This is a genomic window from Herbiconiux gentiana, assembly GCF_024978135.1.
Lineage (GTDB): Bacteria > Actinomycetota > Actinomycetes > Actinomycetales > Microbacteriaceae > Herbiconiux > Herbiconiux gentiana.
The window spans coordinates 648,904-672,642 of record NZ_JANTEZ010000001.1; the positions used below are offsets into that span (position 1 = coordinate 648,904).

Here is a 23,739-nt window from a genome sequence, read left to right on the forward strand (position 1 = left end):
TGAGCAGAGCGGCTCCAGTCAGCAGGCAATACTGATATTTGCTCACATCGCGGTTGTGGTGCTACGGTGCATCCGCCAGTGTGGGAACGGGCATCGGTCACATCAAACGGAGCCTCGTGGCATCGCTGCACCACGCCCAATTTCCTCATCTCGTCGAACCGCGCACCACGACGGCCGCCGCGCAGGTACGTGATCGATGCCGCCGCGCGTGCAGGAGCTTCATCCTCGGCCTGAGCATCGCGATCGCACTCAGCATCATCTCGGCGCCGTCAGCGACGCTCGCGGCCCAGTCCCCCTCCGCGCCAGTCACCTCGTGCCGCACAGAGGCCGACGCCGGTGCCTGCGACGTCGATCACGACCGCATCCCCGATGTCGTCGAACGCGTCGTCTGCGGTGACCTCACCTGCGCCGACGGCACCGAAGACATCGACGGCGACGGCGTAGCCGATTGGGTGGAGGTCTCCGCCTGCCACGAGGTCCGCTGCGCCGATCCCGCGCGTGACTCCGATGACGACGGCATCCCCGATTTCGCCGAGACCCTCACCTGCGGCTCGACGACCTGCTCGAACTCCCGCGAGAATCGCGACGGAGACGGTGCCACCGACTGGGCCGAAGTGGTCATCTGCGGCGACACCACCTGCGCCTCCGGTCTCGAGGACTACGACGAGAACGGCGTCGCCGATGCCGCCGAGCTGCAATCCTGCGTCCGCGAGGTGACCGATCTGGCATTCACGGGTTCCGTCGTCTGGGTCGCGATCCTCTTCGCGTCCGGCCTCGTCGCCGGCGGCATCGTGCTGCGCCTGCTCCGGCGAAGGCGCTCACCGGCATCCCCCGACGAGACCGTGCTCGAGAGCGCCGAGCGGTGAGCCCGGCGATCGGGTCGCGCCTCGCCATCACGGCCCTGCTCTGTGCGGCTCTCGTCATCACCGCGGGAGTCACGCCATCCATCGCCTCTCCCACCCTGCTCGCCGAAAGGCTCGCACAGCGCACCCTCGACGAGGTGCGCGCGGCGGCGGCTTCCGCCACACCGGCGGAGAGCAGTCCGACGTCCGAAGTCGAGCCCTCGACACCGATAGCGTCCGGCTCCGTCGAGCCCGGCACAGAATCGACCGTCGCAGCCGAGGCCGACGGCGCCTCCATCACCTTCTCCGGCCACGACATCGACGAGCCGCTCGCTGTCGTCCTGACCCACCCAGACGCCGACGACGAGCGGATGCTCCGCTCAGCCCAGTCGGAATCCGGAGGCTTCGCGGCGTCACCGGTCACCGAGATCACGGCGACCACAGCCGACGGCGACGAGGTGACGAAGTTCCCGACCACATTCACTCGCGAGGGCGGCGATGCGCGAGGAACGACCGCCGAAGACGCGACAGCTGCCCCGACCGGGAACGACGAGGTGCCCGCACCGCCGCGAGCGACCGACGTCGTTCCGGGCATCCGCCTCGCCCTCCCGACCGACGACGCGCTCATCGCGACGAACGACCTCGACCGATCGACTCTCACCATCTACACCCGGGAGTCGGAGGGAGACGCCTGGCACCCCATCCCCTCCTACTTCGACCCCGCCACGACAACGGTGAAGGGCGAACTCGACCACCTCTCGCAATTCGTCGTCATCGGCATCCCGAAGCGCGCCAGCCCGAGGCCTCGCGTCGTGCTCGACCCCGACGACGACATCGGCTGGGCCACCACCCCTGCGCCCCCGGTCACCGAGCTCCCGTACAACATCGCCCTGGCGCAGGGCGTGCGGGCGCTGCTCACCGCGCAGTGCCTGGCCGACGTCACGATCACCCGCGACGACCCGGCGACCCCGGTCGTCTCCCACGCGATGCGTGCCGCCATAGCGGCCAGCCGAACACCTGACGCCACCGTCACCCTCGCCTTCGACGCCGCGACGGGAACCGCGTGGGACACGGGCCCCACCTCCGGCGGCTCGAAGGCCTTCCCTCGCGGCAACCTCGACGACAACGCTCTCGGCGACTCGTTCGTGAGCACCCTCCCGAGCTACACGGGCCGGCCCGCTCGCATCGTCGGAGACCCGCGCTATCCCGCTCCCGACTTCGCCGGCCTTCCTGGCGCGGTGACACATCTGGAGGCGCTCTACCTCGACAACAATTACGACCGAGGTGTCATCGACGACCCCGCCGGTTTCCAGGCCATCGTGAACGGCACGGCCCGGTCGATCGGCGACTACCTGGTGAGCAAGGGCGCGAACTGCACCAGTCCCGTGACCGGTGGCTGGCCCGCTCCTCCTAGCGCGGCGGAGATCGAGCGCTGGCGCACCCTCGGCTACCAGAACAATCAGACATACGGCGCCGACCCGGTCTCGTTCAGCACCGGGAACCTGGTCGAGGACGAACCCCTGTTCCAGCTCACCGGCCCCGGCGATCAGGTCACCGATCTCACCCTCATCTACAACGCTCAAGACGACCGCGAGTCCCGTGTCGGCACAGGCTGGACGTTCGGCGTCGGCGCTCGCGCCCAGCGCTTCGACGACGGCTCGGTCATGATCGTGCGCGGTGACGGCGCCAGCTTCGTCTTCGCCGGCGACGGCGGTGGCGGATACACGCCCGAACCGGGCGTGCACCAGACGCTCCGGGAGGCGGGCGCCGGCCATCTGCTCCTCAGCGACACGAAGACCGGCGAGAGCTGGGAGTTCGACGCGGCCGACATCGACGGCATCGGCGAGCTCGTGCGTCACGTCGACCGGCAGGGCAATGCCACGACGCTGACGTACGGCGCGCCCGTCGATGCCAACACGACCCACTTCATGCCGCTGACGAGCATCACGGATGCCGGCGGCCAGACGATCGGCGTCGAGAACGATGGCCTCGGCCACATCGCCGCGTTCGTGCATCCGGATGGCCGTCGCTGGAGCCTCGCCTACGACACCGCCTGGCACCTCACCACGATCACCGGCCCCGACGGCAGAACGCGCTCATTCAACTACGACGCCGAGAGCCGGATGCTCGCCGCGACCGATGCCGCCGGCGTCACGTACCTGCGCAACGAGTACGACACCTCCGACCGCGTGGTGAAGCAGTACGACGCCGAGAACAACGAGCGCCGCTTCGCCTACTCGACCACCCCGGGCGGCGGTTCGACGGTCTACACCGACAACGAGGGCAACGACACGACCTTCTCGTACGACGCTCACCACTGGATAACGGCTCGAACGGATGCGGCCGGCAACACCGCCCGCTACGCCTATGACGCGGCCGGGCAGGTCACCCGCTACGCCGACGAAGCCGGACGCACGTGGTCGTACACCTACGACTCCGCGGGCAACGTGACACGCGAAGTACAGCCCGACGGCACCGAGATCCGCTCGACCTACACCCCGACTGGAGAGCTGGCTTCACGAACTGACGAGGGCGGCCCGGAAGGCGCAGCGCGCACCACGACCTTCGAGGTCTCCCCGCAGGGACAGGTCACCGCGGTGCTCCGGGCCGACGGAACGCGCCTGACGAACACCTACGACGCCGCCGGCAACCTCGCCACGTCGTCGACACCGTCGGGCGCGACGACCTCCTACGCCTACGACACCCGCGGCAACCTGGTGACGATGACCGATCCGCTGGGCGCGGTGACGTCGTTCACCTACGACGGCGCCAATCGCGTTACCTCGGTCACGGATGCGCTCGGCGCCGTCACCGCGATGCAGTGGGATGCGGGCGACCGCCTGACGTCCCGCCGCGACCCGCTCGGCGGTATCACGAGCTACGGCTACGACGCGAACGACCACCTCACCGCATCGACCGACCCTACCGGTGCGGCGACCCGCTACGCGTGGGACGACCTCTTCCGGCTCGTGGCGGTCACCGATCCGGCGGGCGGCGTCGCCCGCTACGAGTACAACCGCGAGGACGAGCTCGTGGCCTCCATCGATCCGCTGGGTGCCGTGACGGCGTTCGCACTCGACGACCTCTACCGCGCGGTGGCGGTCACCGACCCGAACGGCGGCGTCTGGGAGCACGCCTACGACGAGGTCGGAGCGCTCGTCGCGAGCACCGACCCGCTCGGCGCTGAGACTCGGTTCGACTATGACGTCGCGGGCCGTCTCACGAGAGAGACAAACCCGATCGGGATGCAGACGCGCTCGACTTACGACGCGGTCGGCCGACTGGCCACCTCGATCGATGGCGCCGGCAACACGACGAGCTACGAGTACGACGTCCTCGACCGACTCATCGCCGTCGCCGACCCGTCGGGCGCGACCTCTCGCTCGGCGTTCGACGACGACTCCCACCTCACCTCCGCCACCGACCGGCGCGGGCAGACGACGTCGTACTCCTACGACGAGGCGGGGCGGCTCGTGTCGGCGACCGACCCGCTGGGTGCGGTCACGGCATCCGTCTACGACCCGCTCGGACGGATCACCTCGCAGATCGACGCCCTGAAGCGGGCGACCGCGTATCGCTACGACGCCGCCGGGCGCACGACCGCATCCGTCGACCCGCTCGGCCACGAGACCACCTTCGCCTACGACGCGGCCGGCCGTCTGCTGTCGACGACCGACCCGCTGGGGCACACCACATCCCAGACGTACACCCCAACCGGCGCTCTCGCGTCGCAGACGGATGCGGTGGGTGCGGTGCGCTCGTACGGCTACGACGCGGCGGGTCGCCAGACCTCGATGACCGACCCGCGCGGCATCGAGACCCGCTACGCCTACGACCCGGTCGGCCAGCTCACGGCGGTGATCGAAGGCTTCTCCGCCCGCGGTGCGACCGACTCCGACACGAATGTGCGCACCTCGTACCTATACACGCCAACGGGTCTGCTGGCCACCTCCACCGATCCGAACGGCCACTCGACCGCGTACACCTACGACCCGGCTGGCCACGTCACCTCGGAGACGAACCCCCTCGGCTCGGCCTGGAACTATCGCTTCGACGCAGCTGGCCGTCTCGAGTCTCAACTCGACGCGAACGGCCAGACGACGACGTATTCCTATACGTCCCGTTCAGACGTTTCGACCATCTCCTACCCGGGCGCATCCGGCCCCGGGTCGGTCGCCTTCGAATACGACGCGGACCAGCGCCCGATCGCCATGACGGATGCAACTGGCACCACGGGCTGGACCTACGACCCTCTGGGGCGGATGCTGTCGCAGATCGACGGCTCGGGTGCGCGCGTCGGGTACGCGTACGACGCCGCCGGGCGCCTCGACACGCTGACCCTCCCCTCGGGTGCCGCGATCGGCTACGAGTACGACGACGCCGGCCGGCCTCTCGCGACACGCTCACCCTGGGGCAGCCTCGCCTACACGTGGGACGCAGCAGGCAACCTCGCCTCGCAGCTGCGCTCGACCGGTCTCTCGACGGCCTACACCTACGACGCGGCCGATCGAGTCACGCGCATCGCGCACGCCGAGCCGCTCGCGGCCCCGGCTCCCCTCCCTGCCTCGGGCGCTCCGGCGCCCACGCCCTCTGCCTCCGTCTCCAGCCCGTCGGCATCGCAGATGCCCGTCACCACCGACGTCGGTACGTGCACCTCGGCGACCGGCTACCTGGCCTCGCGGACAGTGCCCGCGACGGGTTCGGCCGACGACTGCGTCAAGAGCGGCGACTACCTGTCCCGCCGGGTCGCGCCGACGCCGCCCGACCCGCTCGCCATGGTCACATCACTCACGTTCGAGTACGCCTATGACGAGTCAGGCAACGTGACGTCGGCGACGCGCACCCTCGCTCCGGCGCCGGCACCCTCCATCGCTCCGACGGATGCCCGCACCTACGCCTACGACGCCCTCAACCGCCTCACCGGCAGCACCCGCTCCGACGGCTCGGCATCCACGTACGCCTACGACCGAGCCGGGAACCGCACGTCGACGACGACCACGGCGGCGAGCGCCACCACGACGACCGCCGCTACGACGATCGCCGCTACGACGATTGCCGCACAGTTCAACGCGGCGAACCAGCTCACCGCCACGACGAGCGCCGCTGCCTCTTCGTCCTACCGCTACGACGCGAACGGCAACCGCACCTCGCAGACGGAATCGTCGGTCACCACCGACTTCGGCTACCAATCCGACGGCCGCCTCAACAGCGTCTCCCGTGCAGGCCGCTCCTCCACCTACGCCTACGACGGCCTCGGCCGCCAGGTCGCCGCCTCCGAGACCTCGACCCACAGGACGACGTCTTCCTCCACGACCTGGAACGGCACGACCCCTCTTGAGGTGGCAGCCCCATCGGGCACGACATCCCTCGTCACAGATGCCCTGGGCGAGGTCGCCCTCGAAGCCGACGCCGCACTCGGGCCCGCAGGGTCTGCCGAACCAGCCTCCGATGCGGCTTGGTCCCTCCTCGACCGCCCCGGGTCGACGGTCGCCCAAGCCACCGGCTCGTCGATCGCGCAACTCGCAACCTACGACGACTGGGGCACCCAATCCTTCGACACGACGTCCTGGTCATCGACCACGGGCTTCACCGGCGAACGCACCGACCCCGGCTACAACCTCAACACCTACCTGGCCCGAACCTACGACCCCACCACCGGCACCTGGCTCACCCAGGACTCCTGGCGCGGCCTCCTCGCCCACCCCCAAACCGCGGCCCGCTACGCCTACGTCACCAACTCCCCCACCACCCTCATCGACCCCGACGGCCATCGCCCCTGGGACCCGGCGGCATCCGCCTCCAGCAAGTCCAACACCGGCTGGAACTACACCCCCACGAGCCAGGGCCGCTCAGCGTCGCCTACGGCCAGCGACTACTACGCCGCATCTGATCAGGGTCTACCCCCGGACTACTACTACTCGGGCGGCGGCAGCAGCGAAGAGTACGTCAGCAGCCGAGGATGGGGTGGGTCCTGCTCAGTTAGTGAGCCGTGCAACCGCGAGGAGTCGATGGCGGTGCGGCACATGCTGTCCGCTAAGCGCTCAGCTATCTCCGGCTTCAAGAGCCCCTCACCACATGATCCGCTGTGTCGCCCTGACCAGGAGGTCTGGAAGTCAGGGTACATCGATCCGGTTTGCATTGGCCGCAGCGACTATCTGCAGGCGAAGTATGGAGCGTGCGATTACTACTGTGCGGAGACTTGGAGCACCTTCGGCGCTGCGGCCCTCGATCTTGCGCCATTCCTGTTGCGGTGCGTGAAGACCAGATCGTGCGATCCCGACCCGGAAGAGGCGGCAGCGAGCGCACCGACTGTGAGTGATTGGTGGAAGGCAGAGATGGAGTATTGGGCCAGGACTACGAGTGGCGCACCGAAATACTATCCAGGCTGGTGGTGAGCGACATGTTCAGTGCTCGTCACGAACTTCCGATGACTGCCTTGGTGTCGCGGATCTTGCTGGCTCAGGCGGTCTTGTACTCCGCGGTGATGCTGACTGCTACCGTGCGCGTCGACTGGCCGCGGTCCGTACAGACCGATTACGTCGCAAGTCAAGTGACGATTCTCGTGATCACGACAGTCTTATTCCTCGGGCCTGTCTGGATATCGTGGAGGCTCATGCGACGCGGCAAGCGTGCATCATTCGTTCCAATGATCCTCGTCCTCGGGTTGGACTTGTTCCGGCTTATCTCTGAGCCGTCCGTAGTCGCGATCGTAATGGCCACCCTCAGCACCGCATGTGTGGTGGTGGTGGTACAGCGTCGCACCCGGTCCGAGCTCAAAGTGATCGCTAAGCGCGCTCGCGCGCCCCGGTTCAAGTAACGGCTAGCTCCAGCACGAAGATCAGTGCAGTCGAGCTTCGGTCTCCAACAGCCTCGACGCCGACTTCACCAGTCACCAGAGAGCGAGTCACTACTGAACGTCGAGAGGAACTCCTTGATCAAACGACCGACATCTATGCCCCTCCTCCCCGCGGCCATCCTGGTGGTTCTGCGGGGGCTCGCGCTTTGGCTAGTAGTCCCCACCTCCTTGGTCGTGTGGCTATGTGCCGGGCCATGGATGCTCCGACACGATCATTCACCCCGCCAGGTCATCTCCTGGCTCGACTTCAACTTCTGCGTCGCGCTCGAACGAGGCCCACTCCGCCCGCTCGTGCCCAAGCCGCTCCTGGACTATCTACCGATGAAGCGGATGGACGAGCTCACCGCTCGAACCAACTTCGATGACCTCCTCTGATGACATCCGTCGGGGACGAGCTGAGCGGGGCTTCCCGATCGGCGGGGACGGCGGCCGGAAGTATGCTCGTCTGACGCAGTGACGAGGTGGGCGGGCGCTGCGCGTTCGATCGCCGTGAAGCGCCGGGAGCAGCTCGATGGATAGCAACAACCCTGAAGTCAGCCGTGTGCCCGAAGGCGCCGGCGAGCGCGAGACGACGGCAACAACGGCAACAGCAAGGCTCGAGCTCACGACCGCCGGCGTCGTCAGCTACGCCCTAGCCAACGCCCGCCTCTCCGCGCTCGAAGCCGTCACCATCACGAACGACGGCCCCGCCCGCCGCGGCGCGGCCCTCGAGATCGAGGCCACCGACGCCTTCGGCTCCCTCGGCGCCCCGAGCACCACCCTGATCGACCTAGCCGAGCACGCCACGATCACCCTGGATGAGCGAACCCTCCACCTCGACCCCGCGACGATGCTCGCCGTCGACGAGCAGCGCCCCGGCCGCATCACCGCCCGCCTGAGCGACGCCGACGGCACCTTGATCGCGCAGGCAGCGGCAGACGTCGACGTCCTCGCCGCCTCCCAGTGGCGCACGACCCCGGTGCAGCTCGGCATGGAGCTGCTCCCCGCCTACGTGCAGCCGAACGCCGCCGCGATCCAGCCGCTCCTGCACGAGGCCGGCGAGCTGCTCGAGCAGACCACGGGCGACCGCAGCATGACCGGCTACCAGCTCGACGACCCGACCCGGGTGGATGCGACGGTCGCGGCGATCTTCGAGGCGATGCGCGAACGCGGCATCCGCTATGCCGAACCGCCCGCCAGCTGGGCGGGCACCGGCCAGAAGGTGCGCACCCCGGCCGAGGTGCTCGAGGGCCGGGTGGGCACCTGCCTCGACACGACGGTCGTGATCGCCGCTGCTCTGGAGCAGGCCGGCATCAACTCGACCCTGTGGATCTTCGACGGCCACGCCCTGCTCGGCTACTGGCGGCACAACAGCGAACTGGGCTCGGTGGTCGACGTCGAGCCCGCCGACCTGATCAACCGGGTGGCGCTCGGCCAGATCGTGCTGATCGAGACGACGGCCGTCACCGACCAAAGAGCCGGCGACGTCGAGGCAGCGAAGAGCGCCGCGAGAGCCCGCATCGAGGGCGCGCCGAGTACCTTCATCGGCGCCGTCGACGTGGGCGCGGCGCGGTCGGCGAGCATCTTCCCGCTGCCGTCCCGGTCGGTCGACGCCGACGGCAGCGTGGTCGTCACCGAGTACCGGGTGGCCCCGCGGGTGGCGACGCGCGACGGCCGCGCCACGACGGCGGCCGGCGGTGAAGGGGCGGGTCGAGCATCCGCCCCACCCCGCGTGGCGCAGTGGAAGAACTCGCTGCTCGACCTGAGCCTGCGCAACCGGCTGATCAACTTCACCGACCGCGCCGGCTACTCGCTCGCGGTGCCGAGCGGCTCCCTCGCGCAGCTCGAGGACCAGATCAGCTCGGGGCTGCAGCTGTCGCTGCGACCCTCGAACGCCGTGAGCGCCGTCGATCGCGAGCGCAAGATCCAGTACGGGCGCGAGCTGCCCGACGAGACGCGCGCCCAGCTGCTCGCCGACCGCAAGGAGGCGTACATCGACATCACCGACGAGTCGTACGCCACGAAGCTGCGCTACCTCGCCTACAAGGCGAAGACGATCGTCGAGGAGACGGGCGCCAACAACCTCTACCTCGCCTTCGGCATGCTGCACTGGACGTTCAACGACCGCGAGCTGCGGTCGCCGCTCATCCTCGTGCCGGTCACACTGACGACGGCCAACCGCGGCTCGCTCTACCGGCTCACGCTCGACGAGTCGGGCGCATCCACCCCCAACTACTGCCTGCTCGAGAAACTGGGCCAGGCGTTCGACCTCACGATCCCGGGGCTGGCCGAGCCGGTTCAGGATGGCTCGGGCATCGACCTGCAGGCCGCGTTCACCGCGACGCGGCAGGCGGTTCTGGATGCTGGACTGCCCTTCCGGGTCGACGACACCGTGAATCTGGGCATCCTCCAGTTCGCGAAGTTCCGGCTCTGGAAGGACCTCGACGAGAACTGGGAGTCGCTCGCCGCCAACCCGCTCGTGAAGCACCTGATCGAGACGCCGACCGCGGCCTTCGCCGACCCGGTGCCGCCCGCGGCCGAGGGCACCGTCGACCTCGACGCCCTGAGCGCGCAGTGCCCGGTGCCGGCCGACTCCTCGCAGCTGGAGGCCGTCGCCGAAGCCGCGCAGGGGCGCACCTTCGTGCTCGAGGGCCCTCCCGGAACGGGCAAGTCGCAGACCATCACGAACCTGCTCGCGAAGGCGCTCACCGACGGCAAGCGCGTGCTGTTCGTGGCCGAGAAGCGGGCGGCCCTCAGCGTGGTGCAGCGCCGTCTCGAGGAGATCGGCCTCGGCCCGTTCTCGCTCGACCTGCACGACAAGGGCGCGCGGCCGACCGCGGTGCGCGCACAGATCAAGTCGGCGCTCGAGCACCGGGTGACGACCGACGGCGCCGCCCTCACCACAAATCTCGAGATCGCGAACTCGAACCGCCGCACGCTCTCGCGCTACGCCGACCGGCTGCACGAGAGCAACCCGGCCGGGCTCTCCCTGTATTCGGCGCGCACGAGCGAGCTCGCGGCCGACGCCTTCGTGCCCGCCCTGCCGGTGCCGGCGTCGCTGGTAGCAGGCGGCGCGCCCGAGGACTTCGACGCGATCCGCACCGCGCTCCGTGACCTGCCCGAGACGGCCGACTACGTGCGGCCGCAGCGGGTGAACCCGTGGGGGTTCGTGGTCGACCGACCGGAAGCGCCGATCGATGCGGCCGCCACGCACGCGGCGGCGAAGACGCTCGACAACGCGATCGAGATGGCCGTCAACGCCGGGAACGCCCCCGAGCTCATCGACCTGGCACAGACCCCCGAGCAGATCGCCGACTGGTCGCGCATCGACGGCTACCAGCGCGAACCACTCGCCGTGATCGACGCCGCCCGCGACACGACGAGCCCCTGGAACCAGCACGCTCAGTCGGTCCTCGACCAGCTCGTCACTCTGGCGCAGACTCCCCCGCCCTGGCTGCAGCACGCGCAGCCCGAGGCGATCGCGCTCGACGCGGCGGGCATCCACGCCGAGGCGCTGGCCGCCGACCAGTCGGGCTTCTTCGGCCGCAAGAAGCGCCGGCGCGCGGTCGCGGCACGCCTCGTAACAGTGCTGAAGGCCCCCGACGCCGTCGACCTCAAGCAGCTCTCGACCCTCACCGGCCAGATCGCCGCCTCGGCCGAGCACGCGAACGCCCTGCGAGCCACCGTGCAGCAGCTGCCCGGCGTTCACCTCGCCACCGACTGGAACCCGCTCCGCCCGAGCGACGCCGACGCGGCCCGCAGCCAGATCGCCTGGCTGCGCTGGGTCGGCTCGACCATCGGCGTGCGCCCCGGCGACCAGCCCGACCCCTTCACCACCGAGAGCCGCCGCCTCTACGAGACCACCGCATCCGACACGAACCGCTCAGCAGCCCTGTCGGCACTGAGCACCGCCTGGGGCGACCTCATCGCCGCAGCGCACACGACGGCGAACGGCCTTGCCGACTGGGCGACAGCACGAGAAACGAGCGAGCCGACGGCCGCCCCCGCCCACCGCGGCTTCTTCGACGCCTGGGCCGCCACCCGCCCCGGCCGAGCCGTCGACTCCCCCGCCCCGGTCGCCCTCGACCGCTGGCTCGCCTTCTCCCGCGCTCTCGACCCCCTCCGCCGCCGCGGCCTGACTGAGGCGGTAGGCGCTCTGGAAGCCGGCGACCTCTCAGCCGACGACGCCCGCCTGTCGTTCGAGAAGGGTCTCGCGGCGGCATCCGTCGACGAGCGCGAGCAGAGCACGGGCCTCGCCGACTTCGACCCCACCGCCCACAACCGCTCGATCGAGCGCTTCACCACGAGTGCGCTGGCCATCCGCGCCGAGCTGCCGAACGCCATCCCGGCGCACGTGCTGGCGCTCAGGCGTTTCGACTCGAGTGCGCCCGCCGGCCAGGTCGGCCTGCTGCGCCGCCAGCTCGAGCGCCAGCGTGGTGGGATGAGCGTGCGCACCCTGCTCGACACCTTCGGCGAGCTGATCACCCAGATCCTGCCGATCACCCTGATGTCGCCCGAGTCGGTGGCCCGCTTCTTCCCCGCGAAGCCGGGCCTGTTCGACATCGTGGTGTTCGACGAGGCCTCGCAGATCCGGGTGGCGGATGCAGTGGGCGCCATGGGCCGAGCCGGCTCCGTCGTCGTGGTGGGCGACAGCAAGCAGATGCCACCGACCAGCTTCGGCGAGACGGCCATCGACGCCGACGACGAGCTCGAGCTCTCGGCCGAGGCGGTCGCCGTGGCCGACGAGGAGTCGATCCTCTCGGAGTGCGTGCAGTCGCAGGTGCCGAGCAAGTGGCTGTCGTGGCACTACCGCAGCCAGGACGAGTCGCTCATCACCTTCAGCAACCACCACTACTATGAGAGCCGCCTCTCGTCGTTCCCGGCACCCCTCCGCCCGACCGAGCGCAACGCCCTCGACGGCTACGGCGTCTCGATGGTGCGCGTGAACGGCGTCTTCAACCGCGCCGGCAAGGGCAAGGAGCTGCGCACCAACCGCATCGAGGCCGAGGCGATCGTGGCCGAGATCCGTCGCCGCTTCGACGCCGCCGCTCGCGCTCAGGCTGACGTTCCTCTGGCCGAGTTCGAGGCCCCGTCGCTCGGCGTGGTGACGTTCAACGCCCAGCAGCGCGACTTCATCGAGAACCTGCTGCGCGACACCGGCGACGAGCGCATCCTGAAGGCCCTTGACTACGACAGCGAGGGCCTGTTCGTGAAGAACCTCGAGAACGTGCAGGGCGACGAGCGCGACGCCATCCTCTTCTCGATCGCCTTCAGCGTGAACGACAAGGGATTCCTACCGCTGAACTTCGGCCCCCTGCAGCGCGCCGGCGGCGAGCGCCGCCTCAACGTGGCGGTCACGCGAGCGCGCCGTCAGGTGCTCCTGTTCGCGAGCTTCGACCCATCAGAGCTCCGCGCCGAGCAGACCAGTTCGGTGGGCGTGAAGCACCTGAAGTCCTACCTCGAGATGGCCTCCCGTGGCTCCGACGCCCTCGCAGCCGACCCCCGCCGCACGGCCATCTTCGACCGCCACCGAGACGACATCGCTGCAGAATTGCGGATGCGCGGCCTGGCCGTGAAGACCGACGTCGGCCTCTCCGACTTCCGTGTCGACCTCAGTGTGGCCCCGGCCGCGACCCCCGACCGCCCCCTCCTCGCGGTCCTCCTCGACGGCGACTCCTGGAGGGCCCGCCGCACGGTGGCCGACCGCGACGGCCTCCCGACGGAGGTGCTCAAGAACCTGATGCACTGGCCGGGGGTCGAACGGGTGTGGCTGCCGGAATGGTTGCACGCCCGCGAGGCGGTGCTAGACCGCTTGGAGCTGGCGGTCGCGGACGCTTTGTCTGCCGCCGACAACGGCGCGCAGCTGGCCCGCGTCGCCTCGATGGTCGAGCAGGCGCTCGAGGCCGACCCCGACATCGACGACGCCGAGCCGCACCTCGCCGTGCCGCCGACTCCCCCCGCTGACGCCGAGCCCGACCTGTTCCTCCGCTCGATCGCGACGGCGGCACCGACGTCGACCCACGACGACCTCCTCTCCCCCTACGCGCCCTGGGTGCCGCGCCGCGTCGGCTCGATCGCAGTCCTCGACGCGCTCCCCCGCCAGGACGCGGCCCGAGCCGTCGAGGCCGTCATCCGCGAGATCGTGACGACCGAGGGCCCGGTGCAGCTGGTGCGCCTCGCGAAACTCGTCGCAGCCGCCTTCGACCTGAACAAGGTTGCCCAGTCCCGTGCCACGGCCATCCTCCGCCACGTCCCCGCCGAGATGACGACACACTCGACCGAGCCCTTCGCCTGGCCGACTGACGTCGACCCGACGACCTGGCGCGGCGCTCGCTCCTCGCAGCAGCGCGACGGCCGCTCCCTCGACCACGTCTCCCTCATCGAGATCGCGAACGCCATGTCCATCGTCGCGGAAGCCTCAGCGGGCCTGGCCGAACCCGACCTCAAGCGCGAGGCCCTCGCGGTCTTCGGCGGCCGCCGGATGACGGAGGCCATCAGGACCCGCCTGGACGCGGCCCTCGACTTGGGCATCGAGACCGCCCGCCTCCGCCGCGCCGAAGCGGGCATCATCCAATCAGCGTCCTAGCGAAGACTGACGTAGCGCACAGGCGCCCATCAACGACTTGTAGTTGCTGAATATTCATCACTACCCTACTGTGATCATCATCCGGGGAACGGACAACCAACGCGGCGGTTTCCAGCCGAAGGGTCAACGATGATCACATTCCCCACTGCCCGCACCAGGCGCGTCCGCCTGTACATCGCAACTGCCATAGCCGTCACATGCGCAGCGATGTCAATCGCGCCCGTCGCTGCCTCCGCGAACACTCCGTTCGATGCCGAAGTCGCACCCCCGGTGCAGGTCGAGCCGATCGATCCGAATGATCCCGTCATCCACAGTGACGGCACCATCACCGGAGGAGACGGCCAAATCCTGGGGACCGACCGCTGCGGCAGCACGGCATCCTTCCCGCCCTTCGGCGGCTATGGTCCTGTGTCTCAGGCCACCTGCGCCTACGTCGGCTCACCAGGAGCAATGGCCGGCTACACCTGGTCGGTCGCACCGTTCTCGCGGTCGCAAGCCTGTGTATCAGGTCTCGGCTACAACTCGGCGACCTCGCCTGTCTACTTCGGCGTCGGCTGCGGCAAGAGCGGAGCGAAGAACGTCTCCTGGGGCAACGTCTTCGGCTACCAGAAGCTCAAGGCCTACGCGACCGGCCTGATGACCGCTGGAATGATCGCTTGGCATTGAAATGCCGCGGCAGCAGAGCCACCGCGGCGGGAGCGATCTCGCTCGCGGTGCTCGTCTGCTCATCGTGCACCAGCACGGTGGCCCCTACCCCGCGCGACTTGGCCGCTGAGCTCGCGAAACTCGAAGTCGCACTTCTGTGCGTCCGCGCCCTGCCGCTCTACGACGACGTCTACCACGAGGCCTCTATGAGAGGAACGATCTGCGTCGACAGCGCTGGATCGATCACTCAGATCCGAGTCTTCGACTCACGGACCGCCAGCTTGGTGGCCCTTCAGGACTGGGCCATCGACCCCGACAACCAATGGCTCGTGCAGAACAGCAACTGGTTCGCGATCGGACCACGCCAGACTGTCGAAGATGTCGCCATCCAAGCCGAGGTCACGCTGTCACCGACGCAGGTGATCCCAGAGCTTCCCGGCGACTACGCCCCGAACCCGATCGACGAATGCGTGCAGTTCGTGAGCAGCACCGCGTACACCTACCTCTCCGATGCTCAGATGTTCACTTCCGACCGAGCTGCGCTCGAAGACGTGGCCCCTGCTGTGACTACTGAGGTCGAAGCGTTGATCCAGCGGCCAGAATCGGCGCGACTCCGCTCACTGGCTCCCGACGATCTGGCGTTCGAGTCCGAGTTCTCGCGCCTGGGCCCTGACGTGAAGGCGTTCTGCCGAGACTCCTCGACCTCCGCCCCGAACTGAACGGAACGCTCTTACCCCCCGCGCCTGCAGCGCGCCAGATCTTCAGCACGGGCCTCGTGCTCAACGACCGGTGCCGCCCTGGCCTTGGTCACCGACTCCCGCGGCCGGCGCGTCGACCCCGACACCCTCGCCGACGGCGAAGACCTCACTCCCAAGACCTCCTTCACACCCCTGATCGCCTGGACCACCACGACACCGGCGCCCGCGCTCGGCGCCGGCGGCAAGGTGCACCTCGCCTACGGGCTACTCCTCAGGAAGACCGTCTCACCGCCCTACGCAATCGACCCGCTCTACATCGCGGCCGCCGAGACCGGCGACACACTGCTCACCATCGGACTCGACGTCGTCCAGAGCTCCATCATGCGCACGGAGCGGTATCGGCTATAGACACATACTCGGCTCGCTAATCAATAAGAGAGTGGTAACCCTTAGTGCTCTACGCTGACCAGCATGGCGCAACCAGGCGATTGGCACGTTGATAGCTTGACGTTGCAAAACTTCAGATGCTTTGAATCCCTAACGATCGATTTTCACCCCTCATTGTCTGTCTTGGTCGGGATCAATGGAGCCGGGAAGACGGCCATCCTAGACTCAATTGCGATCATGCTTTCGACGGTTCTTCGAGAGTTCTCGGGACCGACGCGAGGCTTCACGTTAGACGACGCAAGGGAGGTCGCACACGACCTCGACTCTCGAGCTGGCGTAGCCCGCATGGAGCGGTCATTTCCAGTCTCAGCAAAGATTGAGGGGACGCTGGGGGGGGAGGGCGCATGGTGGCGGCGGGTTCGACAGACCGCCGGTGGCCGAACCTCGTGGTCAGATCGAAATACTCATGTTGGGCAACGCGCGGCTGAGATTTGGTCCAGCTCTGCCAATAGAGACCGCGAAACCCTCTTGCCAGTCATCGCCTTGTACGGAGTCGAAAGACTTCTCAGCGTTCGCAGGGCAGCAGGAACTATCCAGAAATCACGTTCAGGTGCATACGATTCTGCACTTGACGGTCGGTCGGATCTTTCCCGCCTGTCTAGCTACATAAAAGCCCTGACTTTGGCTGAATTTGTTGCTGACCGCCGTGGGCAGGACGCAGAAGCGGCCAGCAGTCAGCTGGCGGCTATCACCCTCGCGAGCGACACTATTTTGAGCGGGACCGGATGGCACTCCCCAGAATGGAGTCCTATCGTGGAGGAGCTGACATTCAGCCACAACGCTCACGGGACCTTGCCTCTCTCATATTTATCCAGCGGCATCAAGATCGCCGCGGGCCTGGTTATTGACTTGGTGAGCCGGATCGCTCGAGCTAATCCGGGCATCGGCGCTCATGATCTTCTGCAGGCAGCCCCTGGTGTCGTTCTGATCGACGAGATCGACTTGCATCTCCACCCGCTGTGGCAACAGCGAATTCTCCCGCAACTGAGAAAGACCTTTCCGCGAGTCCAGTTCATCGTGACCACACACAGTCCGCAGGTGTTGTCAACGGTCGAAGCTGAAAGCATCAGAATAGTTGACGGCAACGTCGTGCGGCTTGTCGACTATTCGGCCGGGCTTAGGAGCGACGTGATCATGGATCGGATTCTCGGCACCCGCCCCGAGCCGAACCTTGAGGTGAATGAACAACTCGATCGATATGTCTCGTTGGTAAACGCCGGCAATGGCCTTACTCCTGAGGCCCACCGACTGCGGGAGTTGCTGGATGACGAGCTGGGAGGGATCGCAAATGTACCGAAGCTCGCGGACGCCGATGCAGAAATATCCTTCTACGACCTGGACGACTGATGCAGCGAATCAAGTTCGTCTCGCCGCCCCAGAGCTATGTAAAGCTGCGCAGTGAGGGAGCTGATTTTTCTCAGTTGTCGTCCGACACGGCGATCCGCCGCGCATTGTGGGAGCAACAGTCTCGCCGATGCGCATACTGCGAACGCCGGCTGAAGGATCCGTCGAAACCCGACCACCGGACCAGGATTGAACATTTCCATCCTCAAAGCAGTGATCTATGGGACGGGGATTGCGAAGAGGCAAGCGGAACGGTGAAGCAGGACAAAGCACCGACGAGCTGGAAGAACCTTCTCCTCTGTTGCGACGGGAATGAGCGTGCCGGGGCGTCGTATTGCTGTGACAAGTCAAAGGCGGGGCGCGAAATCTGTGCGGTGTTCCGAAATCCGAAGTCCTGGCCGCTTCCCGCGCTTGTCAACGTGGACCGAGCTGGATATGCAACGGTAGCGCTAGGCCTTCCCCATACGGCTGACGCCGTCATAAAAGAGACACTGAACCTAAATGCGGATCATCTAGTTTCTGCCAGGAAGGCAGTTCTCGCCGCTCGTATTCAACAAATTGAGCAGCAGCGCAGGAAGCATCGTGGCCTGACGCATGCGATGCGTATAGAGATCATCGGAAGGCTCCGTAAGGATGCAGAATCTGCCGAATTCGGAGCAGTCCTTCTATCCATTGCCGATCGTCTGTAAGCCGGTCTAGGTGCCGGAATTCTCCGATTCAGCTCGAGCCGCGCCACAACTGGAATGACCTGCCGTTCTCCGAATAGGAGCGTCAATCCCGAATGCAGACGGTGAACGGTTGCATTCAAAGGGCCGCTAGATGCTGAACATTCGCCATCAAGGCCGGGCGGCGCCAATACCGACGCAAGTAGCTCCAGACCTTTCCGAAGGCTACTCCCCGAACCTTGGACGAACGCGCGCAGTTCGTGCGCAGAATCGTCTAAATCACTTTACCGACGCGCGTGTGTCCGGCTCCGACATAACTGCACTCGGAGACGTGACCCTTGTGTGACAACTGAGCTCGAAGCGTTGACTCAAGCGGCTGGTATCAGCAGAACTCCGCTCGCCTGACTTATGACAACGTTGCGTCCGATCCAGTCGTTCGCGCTTGGGCCCGGACGTGAAGGCGTTCTGCCGAGGCTCTACGACCGCTGCCCCGAACAAAACGGAACGCCCATACCCCCGCGCCTGGCAGCTCGCCAGGTCTTCATCACGGGCTCGTGCTCACAACGATCGGTGCCGCCTGGCCCTGGTCACCGACGGAGTGGCTGACCGTGATCTTCCATCGGCCGAGGCCACCCCACGCAATCGCCGGTTCCATCGCCCAGATCGTACCCGAGGTGTGCATGACCCTCGGCCTGGTCCTGATCGCATGGGCCTTCTGGGCCGCAACCTGGACCCATGCACTGCGTCGCTTCGTACACCGATAACCCGGATCGATCTGCAACCTAGGCAGCATGGCGGCGGTCGCACACAATTGCGATTCAGAACCAGACCGTCGCCAGCCACACCACCACTCCGGCGACGACAGCGAGCACTCCATTCATCCACACGTTCTCCCCACGCCGAAGGTGCACAACCCCCGCCCCCACCTGCACGAGAACGAGCCCGACAGCTGCGGCAAAGGCGAGCCATGGAGCGACCCCGAGAAGCGACGGCACAATGAGCCCGACGGCCCCGACCACCTCAACTACACCGATAGCCCGCACGACACCGAACGGCATGTCATCGACCCACCCCATCATCGGCCGCAGCGCCTCCTTCGACCGCACCGCCTTGATCCCCCCGGAGTACACGTAGAACACGGCCAGCAGCCCGGCGACGATCCAGTAGGCGATCAACATGGCGAACCTCTTCCGATGGTTACGATCAGTGAGCATCGCAAGCATGAGCGCTTTCGATCCGCCTTACAAAAGGCACACGCGTGTAACGAAGGGGCGAACGGATGTCGGACTACGAGAAGGTCTGCCTGATCCGAGGCGACCAGGGCCGAGCCATCCGCGCCCTGCTCGACCGCGTCGCCGACAAGTGGTCCCTACTCGTGATCGCCACTCTCCACGACACCCGCCTGCGCTTCACCGACCTCCAGCGCACCGTCCCGGGCATCTCCCAACGGATGCTCACCCGCACCCTCGGCCACCTCGCCGAAGACGGCCTCGTGACCCGCACCTCCTACCCCGAGGTGCCGCCCCGGGTCGAGTACGAGCTCACCCCGAAGGCCCTCACCCTGCTCCCCCACGCGATCGCCCTCGCCGACTGGGCGGTGCAGAACATCGACGCCGCCTCGGCAGAAGCCGGCGACGAGGATCACATCCACCGCGGTCCCGTCCTCTGAGAAGGTGAGTAGCTCGACGAATAAGACCAGCAGAGCCGCGCACGCGTCGTCTTAGTCACGCAGACTCGCGAAGAACAGCACGACGTGAAGTCTTGGGCGATGGGCGAGGCACCGCTTGAGTATGCGGCGGATGTGGTGCGCGTGATCCGGACTATGTTGGCTCGGTGATCTCCTTCAGCTAACAACTCCTCTACGCCGAGACCTGGCTGACCACGGATCTGATCGCGCGACTCGAGGGCCGGGAGAGCAGTGTCACGCTGCTCTCGACTCCGACCTTCAAGCAACCGACTAGCGCTCCATCGAAGACTTTCAAGTAATCGCTCGCGATCGGAGACCTGAATAGCCCGTGCTGTGACCGGAAGGCTCAGACGGCCCGCGCTGGAAACACCACCAGCGAGCCATCTCGGTGACGCTCGATGTCGATCGCCACATCAGACTCCGAACCGGAGAGGCTGACATCGTCACCGAATGCACGAAGGCGGTAGGAGACCTGCAGTAGTTCGTCAACTTCGCCGCCGGTGAACATCGGGCTCCTGAAACCGCCCGGGCGCTTCAGCTCGAGGGTTGACAGTTGGAGAAGAAGCGACGTGATCCCGGAGGTCAGTTCGTTGAGCCGACACTCGTCGTCGTGCAGGGTGCGCACGAAGGTTTCGAAAAGATGGTCGGCGCCCTCGAGTTGGGCGTGCTCGACCGCCTGCAGGATCATCACGCGGCGCTTCAGGGCGATGGCCAGCTGAGCGAGCTCGAGGTGCGCGCGGAACTCGCCACCTTCTTTGTTTATGCCGGGGAACGTCTTTGTGAGCACCGAAACCTCGATCGGACCGTCAGGGACCGCCGCAATTGCCTGCTGCCACTTATTGAGGCGTCGCCTGGTGCGCTCGATGGCGATGCTGATGGCGTGCACTGCTGAGTCAAGACCGAGGGACATGCCGATTCGCCCCTTGTCGAGGAGGATCGAGGTCGCCTTGTCGACGGGGTCCCGGCAACCGTCGAGCTCGTTCCGCTCTTCGTCGAGCTTGTCCTCGTGCAGTTTCTCGAGCAGCTCGGTGATGTGCTCAATCGCCTTCTGGCGCTCCTGCTCGACGTAAATAGTGATACCCACCGCCACCGCCATGAGCACGAGCGGAGCCGCGACGGTCAGCGCGGCTCCCACCGTGACGGCTCCGGCGGTCGCGGCGCCGGCGGCGGCTACTCCCGAGACCGCCGCCTTGCCTCCGACCGGAACGAACGCTGCGCCTGCAACGATGCCGGACGAATCCGTGAGCGCGCTTCGGATGCCGCCCGCCACACCCTTCGCCACCATCGGCTTCACCAGCCCCTTGCCGAACTCCGCAGCGAACTTCGCCGGGACAACCATTCGGTAGAGGACTTCCCCAGTAGCCCCGACTTCAACGGCCCCCGACGCCGACTTCGAGGTCTGGGCGACGAGCTGCGACAGCTGCTGCGCCAACGGACTCGCCCCGTGAAGCGGCAGTCCTCCGGTTCGGTCGAGTCGCGCCGACACCGGATGCGCTTCCAGGGTTGCGATCGGAGCGGCCGCCAGCGCAGCCAGGGCAGTCCGCAACTCCCCGAGCCGGCCCGGCGTCATGACATCCTGGCCGAGAATGTCCGGAACGACGATCTCCTGCGTCGCGAGTGCCCACACCGGGACATTCTGGCTGGTATCCGTCATGTGTAGATCCTCTCGAAGGTCCCTCTCACAATAGGCCGTGCCTCGGACGTCGGGAGCCACCTATGGGCCGCAGGCTGAGGAGAATCGATGGTCACCTCGGGGAAAGCTCGGCCTTTGCGGCTCATCCGCCGCCTGTCCTTCCTGGGAACCTCCAGAAGACCGCACACGGCGCATCCACGACCATCTCACTCCAAGGCCACTCGGCCCACCTTCAGGGCTGGATGCCCCCGGTCGCCTCGTTGACCGTCACTGGAAACGACCTCAGTACGCGTCGTGCGATATGAGCGCGTTTTCTGCGCTGCGTTCCAGTGCGAGCAGGGCTCGCGCCGCCTGTCTCTCAGTCGGCACGGTCCCTGGAACCGCAATTCGCTCGATGATGCCCCGCTCGGTGGGACTGATGAGCCCACCCCGAACACCCTCGCGTAGCACCGTCGACCAGACGTCAGGCTTCACCTTAAGGACGCGACCGATGGCCTCGAACCCGGAATCCACTTGTCGCTCCCTGCGCGCGGCCACCTGCGCGGTCTTCTCGTCTGATCGCGAGACCAGGTCTACCTCGATCCCTCGCGGCAGCACGAACGGAGAGTCCTTTGCTGAATCCCAGCACGCAACCTGTTTGGCCCATTGGGTGACGTTGGACTGAGGGCGTCCCGGATCAGTCAGCACCTTTTGCATGAGATTGGCGATCTCCAGCAGCACTTCTTCGGTCTCGGCGCTGAGGGACTGCCGGTTCCACACTGCATCGAAGTCGAACCGACTGCTGGGGAACTGCGCCTCGATCTCGAAGGCGAACTTGGACATCGCGTATGCCACGATGTTGGCGAGATAGCCCGTGCCATACCAGGGCGACTTCATGACTGCAGCGCGGAGCTGATTGAACATGATCACCTTGGCCACGTTCGTGCGGAAGTACGCGTCATTGATGGCCTGATCGTTGTTGTCCCAGATAGCGTCCGCCTCGACCGCGTACGCCATGAAGTTGCTCTGAGCACCTTTGCTCACGTCGTGGGGCCGCTTCCCCCAAGCGAACGCGTACTTCGCCCAGTCCGTCTTCATGATCTTCTGGCTCTTCGGGAACTCGAGATCGAACCGCTTTTGCTCCGAGGCTGTTCGCGCATTGCGGGTGTTCTCATACTGCCCTCGCGTTCGTTCGTAGAACCAACCTGTCCCGAATTGCATCCCTTCGAGCGCAGGCGCCTTGAGTCGGAGACTGATCTGCTCCAGGCGCACGTGGAATGGGCTGTTCGAGAAGAAGTCTGCTTCGCTGACCTTGTTCTGGCTGTTGGCGAACCGGGAGACCTTCGACACGAGATCCGCAGCTTGATCGGGTTCCACAGTCACGAGCTTCATCTGCACGAAGACGCCATCAAGAGAACGATCCTTGGCCTGTCTCATGAAGTACGCGAGCGATGACGTTGTCTGCCCTCCGTTCACGATCTGCCAGTTGTCGATAGCGGTGATGAACGCTGCGCCACCCCGTCTCTCCAGTGTCACTCCCGTCGCCGTCGTGGTGAGCCCATTGTTGTACGCGAGGAACATGTCGGGCTCCTGCGCCAGGGTGTACTGGATGCCCTTATTGACCTTTCCACGAGCGCTCAGGAAGGTCCGCACGTTCGACTCCAGGAGTTGGCTCCCGTACTCCCTGAACACATCTGCCAGCAGACGCCCTGGTAGAACCGCGAGGTAGCTCCGCGCGTGCTGGCCGCTCTCCGCGCCTTCCAGGCACGGCAGTCCGTCCGGTAGCCACGTGGTCAAGTCGACGTGGATGTCATCTCGGCCACTGTCCGAATTCGCGAGCTCTTCGAATCGACGAAGATCCCAGATTGAGTAGGACGCTGGCTTTCCTGCCACTTCATCACTTGGGATCGCCTTGATTGTGCTGCTCATCGTGGCGTCCGTGATCAAGATGAACTTGATGCGCTCGAAACGGGAGAAATGCTTCTTGAAGTAGATCGAATACTCTGCTTCCTTCGAACTGATCTCGAGATTGTCTCCAAGCCAACCGTCAGCCGACTGCTCGAGGAACCCCGCACCTGCGCCAAAGACGCGCTTCGCCTCCGTCATGTTGAGGACAGCCCCAGGGGAATCGAAGTATGAACCCACAAGGATCACCAGTGAGTCATCTGCGGGATCCTCCGCATACCCGAGCAGCTCGAGGTTACGTCGGTTGCGACCCGTGCAACGCAACGATTCGACCGAGACGTCGAAGACCACTTCCGCAACCTCGAGCCTCTCAGCCAGCTCCTCAGCGAACGCCTGGATCCGGAAGCTCGAGGAGCCTTCAGCCCGGATGGCGATGCTGTCTCTGAGATCATCTTCGAATGACATCTATCCCC

Annotated in this window: 13 protein-coding genes; 10 read left to right on the forward strand and 3 right to left on the reverse strand. The window is 66.3% G+C overall.

Features of this window, described 5'->3' with window-relative positions:
- The first annotated feature begins 116 nt into the window (after positions 1–116).
- From NVV95_RS02970 to NVV95_RS03010, 9 genes are all read left to right on the forward strand, one after another.
- Positions 117–866, forward strand: a complete 750-nt coding sequence (locus tag NVV95_RS02970) for a hypothetical protein (RefSeq protein WP_259485042.1) — start codon at positions 117–119, stop codon at positions 864–866.
- Positions 863–7,237: an RHS repeat-associated core domain-containing protein gene (locus NVV95_RS02975; protein WP_259485043.1), complete on the forward strand. Its 6,375-nt coding sequence runs from the start codon at positions 863–865 to the stop codon at positions 7,235–7,237. The genes NVV95_RS02970 and NVV95_RS02975 overlap by 4 nt, the downstream gene beginning before the upstream one ends.
- A 659-nt stretch (positions 7,238–7,896) precedes the next feature.
- A complete protein-coding gene (locus tag NVV95_RS02980) occupies positions 7,897–8,073 on the forward strand; it encodes a hypothetical protein (RefSeq protein ID WP_259485044.1) in 177 nt (58 codons plus the stop codon).
- 136 nt (positions 8,074–8,209) lie between these two features.
- Positions 8,210–14,263, forward strand: a complete 6,054-nt coding sequence (gene proA, locus NVV95_RS02985; RefSeq protein WP_259485045.1) for an anti-phage protein ProA — start codon at positions 8,210–8,212, stop codon at positions 14,261–14,263.
- A 129-nt stretch (positions 14,264–14,392) separates the two neighbouring features.
- Complete coding sequence (locus tag NVV95_RS02990) at positions 14,393–14,929, forward strand: hypothetical protein (protein WP_259485046.1); 537 nt, start codon at positions 14,393–14,395, stop codon at positions 14,927–14,929.
- Between the two features lie 98 nt (positions 14,930–15,027).
- Positions 15,028–15,627, forward strand: coding sequence for a hypothetical protein (locus NVV95_RS02995; protein ID WP_259485047.1), 600 nt, complete (start codon positions 15,028–15,030; stop codon positions 15,625–15,627).
- 84 nt (positions 15,628–15,711) lie between these two features.
- A complete protein-coding gene (locus tag NVV95_RS03000; RefSeq protein WP_259485048.1) occupies positions 15,712–16,014 on the forward strand; it encodes a hypothetical protein in 303 nt (100 codons plus the stop codon).
- Between the two features lie 63 nt (positions 16,015–16,077).
- Complete coding sequence (locus NVV95_RS18445; protein WP_375163773.1) at positions 16,078–17,400, forward strand: AAA family ATPase; 1,323 nt, start codon at positions 16,078–16,080, stop codon at positions 17,398–17,400.
- Complete coding sequence (locus tag NVV95_RS03010; RefSeq protein ID WP_259485050.1) at positions 17,400–18,086, forward strand: HNH endonuclease family protein; 687 nt, start codon at positions 17,400–17,402, stop codon at positions 18,084–18,086. The genes NVV95_RS18445 and NVV95_RS03010 overlap by 1 nt, the downstream gene beginning before the upstream one ends.
- Positions 18,087–18,880: 794 nt before the next feature.
- On the opposite strand, the gene NVV95_RS03015 is transcribed toward NVV95_RS03010, so the two are convergent.
- Positions 18,881–19,285 (reverse strand): DoxX family protein, encoded by a 405-nt coding sequence (locus NVV95_RS03015; RefSeq protein ID WP_259485051.1) that lies wholly within the window; start codon positions 19,283–19,285, stop codon positions 18,881–18,883.
- A 56-nt stretch (positions 19,286–19,341) separates the two neighbouring features.
- Between NVV95_RS03015 and NVV95_RS03020 the strand changes: the two genes are divergently transcribed.
- Positions 19,342–19,731, forward strand: coding sequence for a winged helix-turn-helix transcriptional regulator (locus NVV95_RS03020; RefSeq protein ID WP_259485052.1), 390 nt, complete (start codon positions 19,342–19,344; stop codon positions 19,729–19,731).
- Positions 19,732–20,095: 364 nt separating this feature from the next.
- Here the strand turns inward: NVV95_RS03020 and NVV95_RS03025 are convergent, their stop codons facing one another.
- Complete coding sequence (locus tag NVV95_RS03025) at positions 20,096–21,403, reverse strand: hypothetical protein (RefSeq protein WP_259485053.1); 1,308 nt, start codon at positions 21,401–21,403, stop codon at positions 20,096–20,098.
- 261 nt (positions 21,404–21,664) lie between these two features.
- Positions 21,665–23,731, reverse strand: a complete 2,067-nt coding sequence (locus NVV95_RS03030; protein ID WP_259485054.1) for an AIPR family protein — start codon at positions 23,729–23,731, stop codon at positions 21,665–21,667.
- Between the last annotated feature and the right edge of the window lie 8 nt (positions 23,732–23,739).

What these genes read in the sequence shown, in the direction of transcription:
- NVV95_RS03010 (WP_259485050.1), top strand. Translation starts at nt 17,400, where the DNA reads ATGCAGCGAATCAAGTTCGTCTCGCCGCCCCAGAGCTATGTAAAGCTG.
- NVV95_RS02990 (WP_259485046.1), top strand. Translation starts at nt 14,393, where the DNA reads ATGATCACATTCCCCACTGCCCGCACCAGGCGCGTCCGCCTGTACATC.
- NVV95_RS03030 (WP_259485054.1), bottom strand. Translation starts at nt 23,731, where the DNA reads ATGTCATTCGAAGATGATCTCAGAGACAGCATCGCCATCCGGGCTGAA.
- NVV95_RS03015 (WP_259485051.1), bottom strand. Translation starts at nt 19,285, where the DNA reads ATGCTTGCGATGCTCACTGATCGTAACCATCGGAAGAGGTTCGCCATG.
- NVV95_RS03025 (WP_259485053.1), bottom strand. Translation starts at nt 21,403, where the DNA reads ATGACGGATACCAGCCAGAATGTCCCGGTGTGGGCACTCGCGACGCAG.
- NVV95_RS02980 (WP_259485044.1), top strand. Translation starts at nt 7,897, where the DNA reads ATGCTCCGACACGATCATTCACCCCGCCAGGTCATCTCCTGGCTCGAC.
- NVV95_RS18445 (WP_375163773.1), top strand. Translation starts at nt 16,078, where the DNA reads ATGGCGCAACCAGGCGATTGGCACGTTGATAGCTTGACGTTGCAAAAC.
- NVV95_RS03020 (WP_259485052.1), top strand. Translation starts at nt 19,342, where the DNA reads ATGTCGGACTACGAGAAGGTCTGCCTGATCCGAGGCGACCAGGGCCGA.
- proA (WP_259485045.1), top strand. Translation starts at nt 8,210, where the DNA reads ATGGATAGCAACAACCCTGAAGTCAGCCGTGTGCCCGAAGGCGCCGGC.